Here is a 16,842-nt window from a genome sequence, read left to right as displayed (position 1 = left end):
AGCGCTGTGGATTGCCGGGAGGTTGTCATGGAATTATACCAGCTTGCGTCTTTTGTCGCCGTCGCGGAAGAAGGGAATATGACCCGCGCGGCGGCCAGGCTCAACGTGAGCCAGCCTGCGGTGAGCGCCCAGATCAAGGCCCTGGAGGAGGAACTCGGCATCACGCTTTTCCAACGGACTTCCAAAGGTATGGAGCTGACCGGCGAGGGGGAGCGCCTGAAGGAAAAGGCCGGGGGCGTGTTGCGGGGTATGGCCGATTTTCGGAACGAAGCCGAAAGGATCGTGGGCGGCGGACATGGCGTAATCACCCTTGGAGCCAACACCGACCCTCGTCTACTGCGCCTGAAGGAGGTTCATTCCCTGCTGTCGCGGCGGTATCCGGGCCTGTCCCTGGTCGTAAAGGAGACCATGAGCTGGGATGTCGTGAGCGAGCTGCGTTCCGGTGGCATCGACCTGGGGTTTTCCTATTTCCTGCCTGAAGACGACGGGGTTGAAGCGCGGCTTCTAGGCGAGATCGAGCTGGCCGTCGTCGCACCCGAGGCCTGGCGGGAAGCGCTTGCGGACGCGGATGCAGGGAAAATCGCCGAGTTCCCGTGGGTCTGGACCAGTGACCATTGCCCCATGAACAGGGTTCTGACGGCGTTGTTCGCCGACATCGGGGCGCGCCCGAAAAAGACCGTTGTTGTGGACCAGGAGTCGGCCATCCTGAAGTTCGTCGCCGATGAGGTCGGCCTCGGCGTCATGCCGCTTTCCAAGGCCAACGAGGTCGCCAGCGCCTATGGCATCGCACCTGTCATGCTTCTCGAGAAGCGCCTCAGCCTGTATCTGCTTTCCCTTGGGAAGCGGGACGGAGAGATGAATCTTACTGCCATGAAGGACGTCATCGGAGAGGTCTGGACCTAGCCCCGTGTTCTTCTGTCCTATCGGTATGTGGCAGAACCGTTTTGGGCGGCCTATCTCTGAAGGTCCTCCACCCATTGTCTGCGCAGGTTCCCGTCATCCAGCGTCCAGGCCTGCCTGTGCAGCGTGAGAAGCCGTTCGGGGTCGTGGAGCAGGAGTCGCTTCTCTCCCGGCGTGAGGCTGCCGGGACCTTCCCGCAATGTTTTTTCCACGATTTGATCGCGTCTGGCCTCCGCTTCCGGGGACAGGGAGGCGCGAGTCCCTGATTGCAGGCTTCGGCGAAGGGCGTTGACGCCCGGGTCGAGCAGGGCCCGCAGGAATCCGGCTTCGCGTGGCAGGCCCAGGGGCACTGAGGCGGCCTCCATTCGTTCGGTGAAGCGGGTAACGTCTTGGATTTCCTGCGCCGGGGCCGATTCCTCCGGGATGAGCAGCAGCTTCTTGCGGCGCAGCCAACGTCCCGGGCCGTCGTGGCTGGTGAGCACCGAGAGGGGGATGGCCAGCACTAGGGGCAGGACGATGGGCGCGATCCACCAGAAGAAGAGGGGAGAGTAAAGCCAGACCACGCCGCCCCAGAGGATGCCGAAGAGCACGCCGCCGAGGTGGAAGCGGGTCGCCTCCCACCAGGAGGTGGGGCGGTCGTCCCGTTGCTGCGATCCCCAGCCGATCTTCATGCCCAGCAGAGTGATGAGGACGAACTTGCTATGGAAGAGCATGCGGACGGGAGCCAGCATGGCGGAGAAGAATACCTCCAGGGCGATACTGACCAGCAGGCGCAGCGGGCCGCCAAACAAGCGAGACTGGCGGGTCTTGAACAGGATCAGCAGGTAGCTGATGATCTTGGGCAGGAAGAGCAGTACGCCGGTGGTGGCCAGGAGGACCAGCGCCCAGAGCGGCTGCCAAACTGGCCAGGCCGGGAACAGGGACTTGGTGGCCGTGAAGTAGCTGGGGCCGACGATTGCCTGGAGCACGGCCTCCGCCGAGGAGAGCATCAGGAACAGGAACCAGAGCAGGGCCGAGGCGTAGCTCATGGCCCCGTTGAGGAACAGGACCCGGTGGGCCGGAAACAGCCCTTCGGAAAAGAGCAGGCGGAGGTGCTGGAGGTTGCCCTGGCACCAGCGGCGGTCCCGCTTGAGTTCGGAGAGCAGGTTGGGCGGGCACTCCTCCCAGCTTCCGGGCAGGTCGAAGGCGAGCCAGACTCCCCAGCCCGCCCGACGCATGAGCGCGGCCTCCACAAAGTCGTGGCTGAGGATGTCGCCGCCCAGCGGCGGCTTGCCCGAGAGCCTGGGCAGTCCGCAGTGGCGCATGAAGGGCTCGATGCGGATCAGGGCGTTGTGTCCCCAGTACTGGGCGTCGCCCAGCTGCCAGAAGGACAGACCGGCCGCGAACATGGGACCGTACACGCGGTTGGCGAACTGCTGGAGCCGTCCGAGCAGGGTATCGCGTCCAAAGCAGGCGGGCGCGGTCTGCAGGATACCGACCTTGCGCCTGCGCTCCATGATGCGGACCATGGCGTCGAGGGTCTCGCCGGACATGACGCTGTCCGCGTCAAAGACCGCCATGTAGGTGTATGCCTTGCCGTGGCGGCGGCAGAAGTCCGCCACGTTGCCGCTCTTGCGCTTCAGATTGACCTTGCGGTTGCGGTAGAAGATGCGCCCCTGCGCGCCCAATTCATTGACCAGTTCGGCCCAGGCCGCCTCTTCTTCCATCCATTTGTCCGCGCCGCTGGAGTCGCTCAGGATGTGGATGTCGAAATTGTCCGCGCCCTCTGCCCTTTGCAGGGAGAGATAGGTGGTCTTGATTCCGGCCATGACCCGAGGCGTGTCCTCGTTGCAGATGGGGAAGAGCACTGCTGTGCGCGGTGTCGGGCCCGGCTCCAGCGGTTCGTTCTGCGCATGGCTGATGGTGAACCTGTCATAGCGCCGAAGCAGGGTGAAGCACCCCATGATGGCCGTCCAGAATCCCACGGAAATCCAGGCGAACAGGATGGAATAGACGATGATGATGGCCAGCTCCAGCAGGGTGGAGCCCTTTTCCGGCAGGACCGAGCCAACGTAGGCGCTGGCCAGAGCTGACGGGATCAGGATGAGCAGGCCGAGGACGAAGCGGCGTCTGTCGGCGGCCCTGCGCCAGCCGGTTTCATGCATTTTATCGGTCATGACGTGCTCACTGGAGGCTGTTCAGCAACAGGGTCAGGGTCAGGAGCAGGCCGACCACCAGCAGCCACGCCCACTGCGCCAGGAAACCGGGCAGCCCCTTGCGCGGGCGTCCAAGGTACTGGGCGGGCATGTGGCCGCGATCGATGGCCGGGTGGCTCGACGGAAAGGCTTCCGGGGCCAGTACCGGCAACCGGGTATGCAGCGCCTCTAGGGCCTGTCCGGAGGATGCCTCGGCGGGCAGCTCCCGCAGTACGGAGAGGCCCAGTTCCAGCCGTTGTTCCGTACCCATGGGGAGCTGGTCCAGGTAGTCCATCAGGCAGCGGGCTGTCCGCTCGCGTTGCGCATCCCCTCGGGGCGGTTGGAGATCAGGGGTGATAGGCATAGTTCCAGGTTTCCGTCAGAGTGGTATCCTTGAGGCGGAGAAAAGCTCGGATGTCGATGGGAGTCCTGCGGTTGGGCAGGACTTTTTCCAGAGCCGAGGGTTCCTCGTCGGACTTGATGACGAAGGAGAGACGCCAGCCCCCGGTATGGGGGTTCTTTTCCACGTGCAGACCCGAAACGGCAGCGCCCTTGCCGCAGGTGACCACCCCCTCGATGGGGGTCGGCTGCCGCAGGAGCTGGAGGGCCTTGCTGTTGAAGTCGATGACGAACCGCTTTCCGCCGCCCTCCACGTCGCCGGACCGGCTGGCCGTGGCGTAGCCGAGCGGGGGATGGGTGAAACGGCCCGCGTGCCAGTTCAGGCGGTATTCGTAGGTCTGGGCCACGCCGATGGGCAGAGCATCGTCCGGCGTCCAGAAAGCCACGATATTGTCATGGATTTCCTTGTCCGTGGGGATGGCGACCAGCTCCACATGACCCTTGCCCCAGTTGCCCTTGGGCTCGACCCACAGGCTGGGTCTGCGCTCCTGGTTGGCTTCCAGGTCCTGGTAGTGGTTGAAGTCGTGGTCGCGCTGGAGCAGGCCGAAGCCGCGCACGTTGTCCGCCTGGAAGGCGTTCACTTCCAGGTTCACGGGGTTGTCCAGGGGGCGCCAGAACCATTCGCCGGTCTCGTTCCTGATGAGCAGGCCGTCGGAGTCGTGGACCTCTGGCCGGAAGTCCCGGACCTTGCGTTCGTCGGTGTTCTCCCCGAACAGGAACATGCTGGTCAGGGGGGCGATGCCGATTTTGGCCACCGGGGCGCGCATGAAGAGGGTGGCCGTGACGTCCATGGTGGTTGTCTTTCCGCCCCGGATGACGAAGGTGTAGGCCCCGGTGCAGCTCTTGCTGTCCAGCAGGGCGTGCACGGTCAGGCTTGAGCTTTTGCGCGTGGGCTTTTCAATCCAGAATTCGCGAAAATAGGGGAATTCCTCGCCGTCCGGCTGGGCCGTGTCTATGGCCAGCCCCCTGGCGGAGAGGCCGTAGACCTGCCCCTTGGCCACGGCGCGGAAATAGCTCGCGCCCAGGAAGACCGCTATCTCGTCGAAGTATTTCGTCGTGTTGATGGGGCCGTGGATGCGGAAACCCGCAAAGCCGAATTGGTCGGGAATCTGCTCGGGCACGGTGTGGTTGTCCCCGTAGTCGAACAGGGAGCTGTCAAAGGGCAGAGGTTTTGCGTTTCCCTTGGTGACGATGTGGATGGGCACCACCCGGTCGTAGAACAGGCCGGGATGGAAGAACTGCAACTGGAAGGGGAGCTTTTCGTTCTTCCAGAGCGCCTTTTCCGGGCGGAAGCGGATGTCGCGCCAGGCATCATAGTCGAGGTCGAGCAGGGCTTGGGGCACCTGCCCGGCGGCGGGGTCGAACGGGGTCTTGTTCAGCTGCCGGGCCTTGTCCACCACTGTCTGGCGGGAGAAGGGCGCGGCTTTTTCCGCTTCGGCCTGCGCCGGTGCGGCGGTCCAGATCAGTGCGAGAACGGTCCAGAGCAGCAGGACCTGTCCCTTACATAAACAAGGGAGCGATGCGGGAGGCCGCATCGCGGTCATGTATCGAAAGAGCATGTTTTGGCGTCGTTTTCTTATGGTTCACCAGTTGCCTCCGGAGAGGGGCGGCAGGGACGAAAAGGTGTTTTTTCATCCCTGCCGGGCAGATAAGTGAGGCACAGTACGCCATGAGAATTTTTTTTTCAACTTTGCGCAGACAATTAGTAGCTCCCCGTCTTCAAAGGAGAATTTGAGGCGTTGCACGAGGAAGAAAAAATCCGGAATTCCAAACGGGAAGCGTGGAAGCGATGGGGCAATAGTCTGGATTGGGGATGGCTATTGACGCAACGCAGGAGAGGTTCATATCGGCTTCAGTGGAACAGAGGGTGTCTTCGTGTGGCGTTCTTGCCGCAAACGTACTTTCGGGGGATATACAAACGAATAGACAAGTGATATCGGATGGATGACAGGCGATAAGCCCTAATCAAGGCTCATGCCGGGCTGGTCCCGGCGTCGAGGCCCCAGCAGCGGGAGGCGATATGGACAGCGTTAAAAACATTGCCGTGGTGGCTCACGACAACTGCAAGGACGAGCTCCTGGATTTTCTCGATTGCAACCGCGACGCCATCCTCCAGCACAACCTAGTGGCAACCGGTACTACCGGACGGCTGGTGGAGGAGCTGCTCAGCAGTGGGGCGGCAGAGCACGGGGGCAAAAAGGTCACCCGGCTGAAGTCCGGCCCCCTGGGCGGCGACCAGCAGCTCGGCGCGTTGATCGCGGACGGCGGAGTGGACATCCTGTTCTTCTTCTGGGACCCCATGGAGCCCCAGCCGCACGACGTGGACGTAAAGGCCCTGCTCCGGCTTGCCGTTCTCTATAACATCCCCACCGCCAGCAATCGTTCCTCGGCCGAGTTCCTTATTTCCTCCGTGTTTTTCGACAAGGAATTCAGTATCAAGAGTGGGAGATTCTTCGATTACGCCAACCGGAAGCTGGCGTAGCCGCACCCCTCTGCGGCTGACGAGCCGAAGCATTTCGACTTTGCTGTGCGGTTATGCCGCTTGTGTTACCGCTCCCCGGCTCGGTGACGGACCGGGGGACAACGCCTTGCGTTTTCCATGTGCGCGGCATACTGTGGATTCTCCCGTTCCAGCGGGAGAAAACGAGGACGCAGTACATGGTCAGACCCAATCTCAGACATACCATCATCATCGGGATCGCGATCTTCACGCTCGCCTTCGGCGGCATAGGATTGCTCTCGCTCTCCAACATCAATCAGTTGCAGCAGGAGGTCATCCTGGTCGAACGGGCCGATGACCTGCGCAACCTGATCCTCGAAATCCGGCGTGAGGAGAAGAACTTCTTTCTCTACAGGGACCGGGCATTTTTTACGGTGGGGCGTGAAAACCTGCAAAAGGTCAGGACCGCGCTGGACGCCTTGTCCGAGGAGATCGGCGAGCCGGGGGGCATGACTCACGGCGAAGCCATGGCCAAGGGGTTGGAGCGCTACGGCGAACTGCTCGACCGGCTCAGCAAGGCTCCAGCCCTCCCCGAGGAGAATACGCTGGCCGCCAAAGCCTTGCGCGAGACCGGGCAGGAGATTGTGGAGCACTCCCGCGCCATCGCCGAGTTCGAGCGGGAGAGCATCCTGGGGATCAACCAAAAGCTGCGCATGACCCTGGTGATCTCCATGGGCGTCATCGCGGTGGTCGTGCTCGCCCTGGTGGCCTTTGTCACCCGGAGCATTCTCGGGCCCCTGCGCAAGGTGCAGGAAGCCACGCGCAGCATCGCCCAAGGCACCTTCGTCCCCCTGACCGTGCGTAACGCCCACGATGAGATCCAGCAGGTGTTCGTCGCCCTGAACTCCATGGTCGAGGAACTCAAGAAGCGCCAGATCCAGTTGGTGCAGGCGCAGAAGCTCTCCTCCATCGGTACGCTGGCATCGGGCATCGCCCATCAGCTCAACAACCCGCTGAACAACATCTCCACCTCCGCCCAGATTCTGGAGGAGGAGACCGGCGGGCAGAGCGAGTTCGCCGACAAGATGATGCGCAACATCACCCAGGAGACCATCCGCGCCAGGGACATCGTCAAGGGGCTGCTGGAGTTCTCCCGGCACAAGGATTTTTCGCCAGCGCCCTATCCCATCAAGTCCGTGCTGGAGAGCTCGGTGCGGCTGGTCTCCAGCCAGGTCGGCCCCAGGATTACCGTGAATGTGGACGTTCCGGACAACATCGTGCTGATGGTGGATCGGCAGCGCCTTCAGGAGGCTTTCATCAACCTGATCATCAATGCCATACAGGCCATTGGCGGCGGGGAAGGTGTCATCGACATCCAGGCGTACACCGAGGACGAGCATGAGGTCATCGCCATCTCCGACACCGGGGAGGGCATGTCCGCCGACACGCTCCAGCGCATCTTCGATCCCTTTTTCTCCACCAAGGAGGTGGGCCAGGGAACCGGGCTCGGTCTGTTCATCGTCTACGGCATCATCGACAAGCACCAGGGCTCCATCCGGGCCGAGAGCGCTCCGGGCGAAGGAACCACCTTTTTCATTCGCCTGCCTCTGCTTCGGGAGGGGGTGGCATGACCGCAGCGCGCATCCTGGTAGTCGAAGACGAGCAGATCGCCCGTGAGAATCTGACTCACGTCCTGACGGGCGCCGGACACAATGTCACGGCCATGATTTCCGCCGAGGAAGGGCTCAGGGAGTTGGACAAGCGGGAGTACGATCTGGTCGTCACCGACCTGATGCTCCCGGGCATGGACGGCATTGAACTGCTGGAACGCGCCCGCGCCCGTTATCCGTCGTTGATGGTCATCGTGGTTACCGGGCATGCCACCGTGGCCAACGCGGTCAAGGCCATGCAGAAGGGTGCGCACTCCTACATCGCCAAGCCTCTCAAGCTCGACGAACTCCGCCTTCAGGTGGAGCGCGCCATCGAGCAGCACGCCCTGTCCGTGGAGGTCCTGCGGCTGCGCAAACTCATCGCCCAGGGCAAGAGCGATTTTCCTATGGTCGGGCAGAGCGACGACTTCGTGAAGCTCAAGGACACGGTCCGGCAACTGGCCCAGATGAACTGCAACGTGCTTATCCAGGGCGAGACCGGCACCGGCAAGGAGCTCATAGCCCAGGGTATCCACGAACTCAGCCAGCGCTCGGACGAGCGGTTCATGGCCATCAACTGCGGAACCTTTACCCCGGAGTTGATGGACAAGGAGTTGTTCGGCCACGAGAAGGAAGCCTTCACAGGCGCCAACAGGGGCCAAAAGGGCATCCTCGAAGTTGCCGATGGCGGCACTGTCTTTTTTGACGAGATCGGCGAGCTGGAGCTGAACATGCAGGTCAAGCTGCTGCGGGTGCTGCAGGAGCGCAAGTTCCTGCGGGTCGGCGGTACCAGAGAGATTCCGGTGGATATCCGCGTGGTGGCGGCCACCAACTGCGACCTGCGCGAGCTGGTGGAAAAGGGCGAATTTCGCCAGGACCTATACTACCGGCTCAACGTGGTCACTCTCCAGGCTCCGCCCCTGCGTGAGCACCGCGAGGACATCCCGATCCTCATCGGCCATTTCCTGGAGAAGCATCGCCAGCCCGGGCAGAGCATCACTTCGATCGCCCAGGATACCCTGGACATTCTCATGCGCTACCCGTTCCCGGGCAACGTGCGCGAGCTGGAGAATATCGTTCAGCGGGCGCTGGCACTGGGGCAGGGGCAGTCGTTCACCCCGGACCTGCTCCCCGAGGAGATCGGCATGGCCAAGGCCGAGGCCCCGCTGCCCACCCTGGAAGAGGTGGAGAAGGCGCATATCCGCAAGGTTATCGCCGCAGCCGGGGGCAACAAGACTCAGGCCGCGCGGATTCTCGGTATCGACAGGGTCTCCCTCTGGAGAAAGATCAAGCGTTATCACCTGGAGTAGGCGCATCGCACAGGGCCAGGGCAGCCGCTTCCTCCATGGACGAGACGAAGCGGATGTCCAGGTTTCCCACCACCTCCGCTTCCATTGACTCGACCTTTGTCGCGCATCCCTGCGGCAGGATCACCGTGGCTATGCCCGAGGACTGGGCCGCCATGAGCTTTTCCCTGACTCCGCCCACGGGCAGGACCTCGCCCAGCAGCGACAACTCCCCGGTGGAGGCCACGTCCTGACGCACCGGCCGTCCGGTGAGTAGAGAGAGCAGGGCGATGGTGATGGCCACGCCCGCTGAAGGCCCCTCTTTGGACACCGCGCCCGCAGGAATGTGGACGTGGATGTCCGAAACCTCGTAAAAATCGGGATCGATGCCGTATTCACTTGCGTGGCTGCGGATGTAGCTGAGCGACGTCTGCGCTGACTCGCGCAGGACTTCGCCCAGGGAGCCGGTCAGCATGAGCTGCTTGTTGCCCTTCATGCGTGCCGCTTCCACGAAAATGATCTCGCCTCCTATCTCCGTCCAGACCAGGCTGGTGGCCAGGCCCACCTTGGGGCGGAGCTGGGCCGCGGTGGCAGCAAAGGGCGGGGGACCAAGCAGTTCAACTACGGTATCCGTGTCCACTTCCACGGCGCGGTCCTTGCCGTTGGCGAGGATATGCTTGGCCAGCTTGCGGCAGAGGGCCGCCAGTTGCATGCGCAGTCCGCGGAGCCCGGCTTCACGCGTGTAGTCGGTGACTATCTGCCGGACCGCTTCGGGCGAGACCGTGACCAGTCGTTCGTCCAGACCGTGCAGCCTAAGCTGGTCCGGGACAAGGAAGTCCATGGCGATCTTGAATTTTTCCTGCCGGGTGTAGCTCGGGAACTCGATCACCTCAAGCCGGTCCCTGAGTGGGGCAGGGAGCCGTTCCACCGAGTTCACCGTGCAGATGAACAGGGTGGCCGAGAGGTCGAACGGAAGCCCCATGTAGTGGTCCACAAAAGCGGTGTTCTGCTCGGGATCGAGCATCTCCAACAGTACGGCGGTAGCGTCGCCCTGGAAGTTCTGCACGGCCTTGTCCACCTCATCCAGCAGGATGACCGGGTTCTTGGATCCCGCCTTCTTGACACCCTGGAGAATGCGTCCCGGCATGGCCCCCACGTAGGTCCGCCTGTGGCCGCGCAACTCGGCTTCGTCCCGCAGGCCGGCCAGCGAGAGGCGGAAGAATTTTCTTCCCATGGCCTCTGCGATGGCCTTGCCGATAGAGGTCTTGCCCATGCCGGGCGGGCCTGAAAAGCAGAGCACCGGGCCCCGCAGGTGCTGGGCGCGCAGGCTCTGTTCGAAGAGTTCGTTGACGTACTTGCGCAGCTTGGTCAGGTTGACGGGCTTGCCCAGGTACTGGTCCGCTCCCTGGCGCATGGCGGCCACTGCGGTCTTTACCGTGGCGTAGCCTGTGAGCATGATCACCTTGGTATCCGGCCAGCGCTGGCGGAGAACCTGCAACAGCTCCATGCCGTCCATGCCTTCCATCTTCAGGTCGGAGACCACGATATCGGCAGGTTCCTTTTCCATGGCCTTCACGGCTTCCAGGCCGTTGCCCACGGCGGTCACTTCAAAGCCGTCGGCCTCGAAGACTATGGACAGGTTTTCCCTGGCGATCTGTTCGTCGTCCACCAGCAGGATGCGCGCGGTGGGCTTTCCCCGGAGGTTCTTGACCGCGAGGAATTCCAGGATGCGCTCCTTGACCCTGCGCAGGCCGTAGTGCCGGGCGTTAAGCACCTCTTCGGCCCTGGCGATGTCCAGGTCGTCCTTTGTGGTCTTGTCCCAGGGGAGGGCCAGAAGAAATTCGAGATAGTTCTGCCCGATGGAGTATTCGGGCGACGAGGGGTCGAGGGCTATGGCCCGGTCGCATTCCGACAGGGCCGTATCGAGGACGTCCGGGGGCAGGCCGGCGGACTCCACTCGTTGCCGAAGTGAGTCGTGCGCGGTCGAGGAGACCGCCTTGGAGTCTTCCTGGCGGGGGATTTCCCTTTCCGGCTCGGCCTCAGGTGCCGGCGGCTTTTTCTTACCGAACCATCCCATACGCGAAAGCCTCCCCCGGCACAGTTTTCTTTGCACCGCCCAGTTGGTCGGAGCGCTTATTGTGCCGTATTTCCCTTTATATCATGCTGTTTTCCGCTTGTTAAGGTTGCAGATTGCAGCGGCAGGGGAAAGAGTTTTTGCAACAGGGGGTATCTCCCTGTCATGTTTCAGATTGGAATATATTTTAGATTAGATAACATGCTGTAAAAAAAGAATAAATAAAAATTTCAAGCAAGCGAAAAAATTCACATGCCCTGAGCCAGGAGGTCCTGTTTCATATTATAATAGGTAAATTGTCTTTGAGCCTTCTTAGCGTTGCGTTTTGCATCGTGCTAAAAATGGGGGTCTTACGGTAATTAGCCACTATTTGGTGATTTCTCGGTCACTCGGCGTTGCATATCGCATCGTTTCCTCGGATCGACGAAGATGAAATAATATATTTAATCAATTATTACAGTGTATTAATTAGATACTCGTTTTTGGCATGTGTTTTGATCAAGTAAGAGTACGCAAGAGGTGGAAACGCACCCTCCAACGTTTAACTAGTAAGGAGTGAAACATGGCCCTCTTCAGCGGAGTGAAAAAAGTGGTGGACAAGCATTATGACTCCATGGCCGCAAAGAATTGCAACACCTGCAATGTAGGCGCCTGGGCAGTCTATCACGAACATCATCTTACGGAACAATCGGGAGGATATTCGATGAAGACCTTTTTCAAACGACTCACCGGAAGCCGCAAGGAAGCCGCCGTCTGCAACACCCCCATGGCAACCGAAGCGGTTCGCTGTGACCGGCCGCAGTGCAAGATACTGATCGTCAGCAAGGGCGAATCCTTTTCTCGCGGAATAGCCGACTATGCCATCAGCATGGCCAGCAAGACCCGCAGTTCGCTCGTAGCTCTCAATCTTGATGAAACCGGCGAAGACTTCAAGGCCTTCTCCGATCAGGCTCGAAAGAATATAGAATACTTCTCCTGCAAAGCCGAAGACGCAGGCCTGGCCTTCTGTCACGAAGTTCGCCAGGGAGACGAGGATAGCGTCGTGGCCAAGATGCACGAGAAGGATCCGTTCCGCTATGTCATGGACGACACTGCCGTCGCCTCTCAGAGGAGCAGCATTCCAGTCTACACCCGGGCGACGTTGCGGGCCAAATAGCGAAAAGCCCGCAACGTTTACTCACACTTTAAGGATTTCATATGACCCCTGAGATTATTACGGTTATGGCCGTACTCGCTTTCGCTGTGCTCCTCTTCATCTTCGAGTGGGTTCGCGTTGACGTGGTTGGCATCATTATGATGGTACTCCTGCCCCTGCTGGGGCTGGTTACCCCGCAACAGGCCATCAGCGGCCTGAGCAGTAACGCCGTCGTTTCAATTATTGCCGTCATCATTATCGGTGCCGGGTTGGATAAAACCGGCGTCATGAATTCAATGGCCCGAGTGATCCTACGTTTCGCAGGGAAGAGCGAATCAAGGATCATGGCACTCATAGCCGGAACAGTTGCCATCATATCCGGCTTTATGCAGAACATCGGCGCGGCCGCGCTCTTCCTGCCCGCGGCCAAGCGCATCGGCAACCAGACCGGCGTGCCGGTGGGGCGCTTGCTCATGCCCATGGGCTTTTGCGCCATCATCGGCGGCTGTCTGACTCTCGTCGGCTCCAGTCCCTTGATTCTGCTCAACGACCTGATGGTCGTCGGCGGGACCAAGTACGAGTCCTTCGGGATGTTCAGCGTCACCCCCATCGGTCTGGTTCTGATCGCAGCCGCTCTCATCTACTTCATAATCTTCGGCCGGTTCATCCTGCCGAACCGGTCCGAAGAGGAGAGCGCCGGGCCCATGTCTTCGGTGCTCACTGATACCTACAACAACATCGGTTCGTTGTACGAGTTGCATGTGCCCGAGGATTGGAAGCACGACGCTACACTGAAATCCTTGGACATTCGTCCGATCTATTTCTGTACGTTGGTCGCCATCGCTCGCGACGGCGGGACCAGCCACGTCTTTGCCCCTTCACCCGATGAGGTTGTCAAACCCGGCGACCATCTGGTGGTTGTGGGTCCCCGGGAGTTCGTCGAGCACATGGCCGACGACATGGGATGGGCGCTCCAGGCGGAGCTGGCCACCTTTGCCGAGGAACTCTCGCCCAACAACGCGGGCATCATGGAGGGTATTGTCACCCCCCGGTCCGAGTTCATGGGCAAGACCATGGCCGATCTTCGTATCAGACAACGCTTCCAGGTCTCGCCGCTGGCTATTTTCCGCGGGGACAAGATCTTTGTCAGCGGTCTGAGCGACATCGTCATCGAGTCCGGTGACGCCCTGCTCCTGCACGGTCGTTGGGAAGTCTTCCACATGATCAAGGGCTTGCCCGACCTGGTCTTCACCGAAGCGGTCAAGGGTGAGCTGCTGCGCACGGAAAAGGCGAAGGTCGCCCTGATGTGGCTGGCAATCTCCCTGACCATGATCCTCGGTTTCCACGTCCAGCTTTCCATCGCGCTGCTTACCGGCGCTCTGGGCATGGTCCTGACCAAGGTCCTGACCATCGACGAGGCCTACCAGTCCGTTGACTGGATGACCGTGTTCCTGCTCGGCGGGCTTATCCCTCTGGGCATGGCCTTCGAGAACACAGGAGCCGCGAAATACATCGCGGACACGATCATGGCCGCGCTGGGCACGCCCACGCCCGTGATCCTGCTCACTGTCATCGGCATTCTAACCTCCTTCTTCACACTGGTGGCGTCAAACGTCGGCGCGACCGTTCTGCTGGTACCGCTGTCCATGAACATGGCGCTCAACGCCGGGGTTGACCCCCGCGTAGCCGCCCTGACCGTGGCCGTCGCGGCCTCCAACACCTTTGTCCTGCCCACGCACCAGGTCAACGCCCTGATCATGCGGCCGGGAGGATATCGCACCATTGACTACGTCAGAAGCGGCGCAGGCATGACCGTGATTTACATGGTTGTGATGATTGCAGCTTTGATGGTTTTCTACTAGGATACCAACGGGCGCCGGGAAACTATTCCGGCGCCCGTTTTCGGGACAAGTCGAAACAACCCGAACCTAAACTGATTTTACATATTCCATAGACTCGACGCCTCGGCACGAACACTCTGTTTCGGCCGCAATGAGGCGTTTTGGGCCTTTTTAAGGAGATTGGAATGAAAACACCAATGACGAAAACCTTTGTTCAGACGTTTCTAGGGAATGCTCCGAGCTGGTACAAGCTCGTGATCATCTCCTTTCTTGTCCTCAATCCGATTCTGATGCTGACCGCCGGCACCTTTATCGCCGGCTGGGCGCTTATTGCAGAATTCATCTTCACTCTGGCCATGGCCCTGAAATGCTACCCGCTGCCCTCGGGCGGCCTGCTGGCCATCGAGGCCATTATCATGGGCATGACCGAGCCCGAGACCGTCTATCATGAGGCGCTGAAGAACTTCGAGGTCATCCTGCTGCTGATCTTCATGGTTGCGGGCATCTACTTCATGAAGGATTTCCTTCAGTTCACCTTCACCCGCATCCTGGTCCGCGTTAAGTCCAAGAAGACCATCTCCCTGATGTTCTGCTTCGCGGGTGCCTTTCTCTCCGCCTTTCTCGACGCCCTGACCGTTACGGCGGTGATCATGGCCGTGGCTTACGGCTTCTACAACGTCTATCACCGGTACGTTTCCGGCAAGGACAACTCGGATTGCCACGACCTGTGTTGCGACCAGAGCGTCAAGGAGCAGAACAGGGCGGAGCTGCTGCAGTTCCGCGGCTTCCTTCGCAACCTGATGATGCATGGCGCGGTGGGCACGGCCCTGGGCGGCGTCTGCACCCTGGTCGGCGAGCCCCAGAACCTGCTGGTAGGCGGCGAGATGGGCTGGCATTTCATTCCCTTCTTCCTGCATGCCGCGCCCGTGACTATTCCGGTCTTTATCGTGGGCATGCTGACCTGCCAGGCCGTGGAGAAGTACAAGCTCTTCGGCTACGGCTTCGAGATGCCCGGCAACATCCGGTCGTTCCTGCTCGAGACCGCCATCGAGATGGAGGAGAAGCAGGGACAGGCCGGCAAACTCAAGCTGATCCTGCAGGCCGCAGCAGGCGTGTGGCTCATCCTGGCGCTGGCCTTCCACCTCGCCGCCGTGGGTCTGATCGGCCTTTCGGTCATCATTCTTTTGACTTCGTTCACCGGCATTGTCGAGGAAAGCCGCCTCGGCCACGCCTTTGAAGAGGCCCTGCCGTTTACCGCGCTGCTGGTCGTGTTCTTCTCGATCGTCGCGGTCATCCATTCGCAGGAGCTCTTCGCTCCCATTATCGGTTACGTCCTGGAACTGAAGGGCCAGGATCAGCTCGCGGCCTACTACGTGGCCAACGGCCTGCTCTCTTCCATCTCCGACAACGTGTTTGTTGCAACGGTCTACATTTCCGAGACCAAGCTGCATTTCATCCACGTGTTGGACGCCGTGCAAGGCATCGGGATGAGCGGCCAGGAGCTGATGGCCAAGCTGACGGACCCGCACATTGCGCGGGCGGACGTCCTGGCCACCCTTCCTCAGGACGCGGCAACATACGTCAAGGAGACGATGGAGCACTTCGACAAACTGGCCGTGGCCATCAACACCGGGACCAACATCCCGTCGGTGGCCACCCCTAACGGCCAGGCAGCGTTCCTCTTCCTGCTGACGAGTGCTCTAGCACCAGTCATTCGTCTCTCTTACGGCAGAATGGTCCTGCTGGCACTGCCATATACCATAACCATGTCCCTTACCGGACTGGCGGCAGTCTACGTGTTTCTCTAGACACGACGGCATTCCATTCAAGTTAAAGGCCTCCGGTTTCCAGTCCCGGAGGCCTTTCTCTTTTTGCCTTTCTCCTTTTTGGCGACGAACAAGCCTGTAGCCAGGGTTGTACGATTCCCTGGGAACATGATATGTGTATTTGATGTAGCGCCTTCTGTCCTCCTGGTTGTTACGGGCTGGACAGGCATCAGAGAGGCTTTAAGCAGGGCAGGGTAATGCCGGGCAAATTCGGCAGCGAGTGGGACATCCCTGCCTCTCCTCGGACTGGATTATTTTCAAGCATGCCGGAGATCCGATTTTGCAAAGACGCCTAGCTTACGCTCTCGCCGTTGCCATGATTTTTTTTCAGGCGTTTCCCGCCGCTGCTGAAGGAGATTCCCTCCTCCTGGCCAGCGTGAACAACATCCCCCCCTACGTCTATGTCGAAGATGGGGAATTGACCGGCATTTCCGTTGATATCATTAATGAATTGGCGCATAGAGGCGGTTTTTCGGTCGAGATAGAAACATTTCCCTGGGCTCGGGTCATGCTGTTATTGGAAAAAGGGCAGATTGACGGCGCCTTTTCCGCCTACGAGACCGAGAAAAGGAAGGCCTTCTGCCTGTATACGGGTAGAGTCCATTATGACGAGTTGCGAATTGCCACGCGCAAGGGCGGGATGTTCGTTTGTGCCGGGGTGAAGAGTCTCTACGGCAAGGTTGTGGGGAAAGGGCGCAATGTGTACGTCAGCGAGGAGTTCAATGAGGCGGTCAGCAAGGGCAAGATAATTCTGGAAGAGACTGACGACATGAAGATGACCAACATCAAGAAGCTGATTGCCGGGCGGCTTGATGCCGTCATCGGCAGCCCCGCCGCAATGATGCATTACGCCAAGAAGCTGGGCGTCGATAAGAAAATTGTCATCGCTCCGGGGGCTCTGAAGGAAAAGATTCCCGCCTATCTCGTTCTCTCCAAGCACTCGCCGTTGCAACACAAGAGTGAATGGCAGGCCAAGCTGACGCGCATCATCAACGGCATGTGGGAGGACGGAACAGTACAGACCATCAACGCACGCTACGGTGTTACGGACGAGTAGCCTTTTCAGGCGTGACGTCATAATTCTGCGAGGCGTTATGCCGCATTGTCGAGTCCGGGAG

At 60.2% G+C, this 16,842-nt stretch carries 12 protein-coding genes; 8 read left to right on the top strand and 4 right to left on the bottom strand.

Features of this window, described 5'->3' with window-relative positions; translation table 11 throughout:
- Nucleotides 1-27 precede the first annotated feature (27 nt).
- A complete protein-coding gene (locus tag GM415_RS17445; RefSeq protein WP_158950455.1) occupies nucleotides 28-903 on the top strand; it encodes a LysR family transcriptional regulator in 876 nt (291 codons plus the stop codon).
- A 50-nt stretch (nucleotides 904-953) separates the two neighbouring features.
- On the opposite strand, the gene mdoH is transcribed toward GM415_RS17445, so the two are convergent.
- From mdoH to GM415_RS17430, 3 genes are read right to left on the bottom strand one after another with little or no spacing between them, the layout of a single operon-like run.
- Nucleotides 954-3,056 carry a glucans biosynthesis glucosyltransferase MdoH gene (gene mdoH / locus GM415_RS17440; RefSeq protein WP_158950453.1) on the bottom strand — a complete coding sequence of 701 codons (2,103 nt, stop codon included), beginning with the start codon at nucleotides 3,054-3,056 and terminating at the stop codon, nucleotides 954-956.
- A gap of 7 nt (nucleotides 3,057-3,063) precedes the next feature.
- A complete protein-coding gene (locus GM415_RS17435; protein ID WP_158950451.1) occupies nucleotides 3,064-3,438 on the bottom strand; it encodes a hypothetical protein in 375 nt (124 codons plus the stop codon).
- A complete protein-coding gene (locus GM415_RS17430; RefSeq protein WP_242012290.1) occupies nucleotides 3,422-5,032 on the bottom strand; it encodes an OpgD/OpgG family glucan biosynthesis protein in 1,611 nt (536 codons plus the stop codon). The genes GM415_RS17435 and GM415_RS17430 overlap by 17 nt, the downstream gene beginning before the upstream one ends.
- Nucleotides 5,033-5,493: 461 nt before the next feature.
- Between GM415_RS17430 and GM415_RS17425 the strand changes: the two genes are divergently transcribed.
- The 3 genes from GM415_RS17425 to GM415_RS17415 all read left to right on the top strand — a co-directional run bounded on the left by GM415_RS17425 (nucleotide 5,494) and on the right by GM415_RS17415 (nucleotide 8,872).
- Nucleotides 5,494-5,955, top strand: a complete 462-nt coding sequence (locus GM415_RS17425) for a methylglyoxal synthase (protein WP_158950449.1) — start codon at nucleotides 5,494-5,496, stop codon at nucleotides 5,953-5,955.
- 176 nt (nucleotides 5,956-6,131) lie between these two features.
- A complete protein-coding gene (locus GM415_RS17420; protein WP_158950447.1) occupies nucleotides 6,132-7,544 on the top strand; it encodes a sensor histidine kinase in 1,413 nt (470 codons plus the stop codon).
- Nucleotides 7,541-8,872 carry a sigma-54-dependent transcriptional regulator gene (locus GM415_RS17415; RefSeq protein WP_158950446.1) on the top strand — a complete coding sequence of 444 codons (1,332 nt, stop codon included), beginning with the start codon at nucleotides 7,541-7,543 and terminating at the stop codon, nucleotides 8,870-8,872. The genes GM415_RS17420 and GM415_RS17415 overlap by 4 nt, the downstream gene beginning before the upstream one ends.
- Here the strand turns inward: GM415_RS17415 and GM415_RS17410 are convergent.
- Nucleotides 8,850-10,925: a S16 family serine protease gene (locus GM415_RS17410; RefSeq protein WP_158950444.1), complete on the bottom strand. Its 2,076-nt coding sequence runs from the start codon at nucleotides 10,923-10,925 to the stop codon at nucleotides 8,850-8,852. The two genes, GM415_RS17415 and GM415_RS17410, sit on opposite strands and share 23 nt — an antisense overlap.
- A 559-nt stretch (nucleotides 10,926-11,484) precedes the next feature.
- Here GM415_RS17410 and GM415_RS17405 point away from each other — a divergent pair.
- The 4 genes from GM415_RS17405 (at nucleotide 11,485) to GM415_RS17390 (ending at nucleotide 16,781) form a co-directional block, all read left to right on the top strand.
- Nucleotides 11,485-12,078 (top strand): universal stress protein, encoded by a 594-nt coding sequence (locus tag GM415_RS17405; protein ID WP_242012289.1) that lies wholly within the window; start codon nucleotides 11,485-11,487, stop codon nucleotides 12,076-12,078.
- Nucleotides 12,079-12,119: 41 nt separating this feature from the next.
- Entirely contained in the window at nucleotides 12,120-13,919 is a 1,800-nt protein-coding gene (locus tag GM415_RS17400) for an SLC13 family permease (protein ID WP_158950442.1), read from the top strand.
- A 164-nt stretch (nucleotides 13,920-14,083) separates the two neighbouring features.
- Nucleotides 14,084-15,706 carry a sodium/proton antiporter NhaB gene (nhaB, locus tag GM415_RS17395; RefSeq protein ID WP_158950440.1) on the top strand — a complete coding sequence of 541 codons (1,623 nt, stop codon included), beginning with the start codon at nucleotides 14,084-14,086 and terminating at the stop codon, nucleotides 15,704-15,706.
- A gap of 334 nt (nucleotides 15,707-16,040) precedes the next feature.
- Complete coding sequence (locus tag GM415_RS17390) at nucleotides 16,041-16,781, top strand: substrate-binding periplasmic protein (RefSeq protein WP_158950438.1); 741 nt, start codon at nucleotides 16,041-16,043, stop codon at nucleotides 16,779-16,781.
- Nucleotides 16,782-16,842: the final 61 nt, after the last annotated feature.

This window comes from Pseudodesulfovibrio cashew (assembly GCF_009762795.1).
Lineage (GTDB): Bacteria > Desulfobacterota > Desulfovibrionia > Desulfovibrionales > Desulfovibrionaceae > Pseudodesulfovibrio > Pseudodesulfovibrio cashew.
Note: the sequence above shows the minus strand (reverse complement) of the source record. Positions and strands in the feature narration are given on the sequence as shown.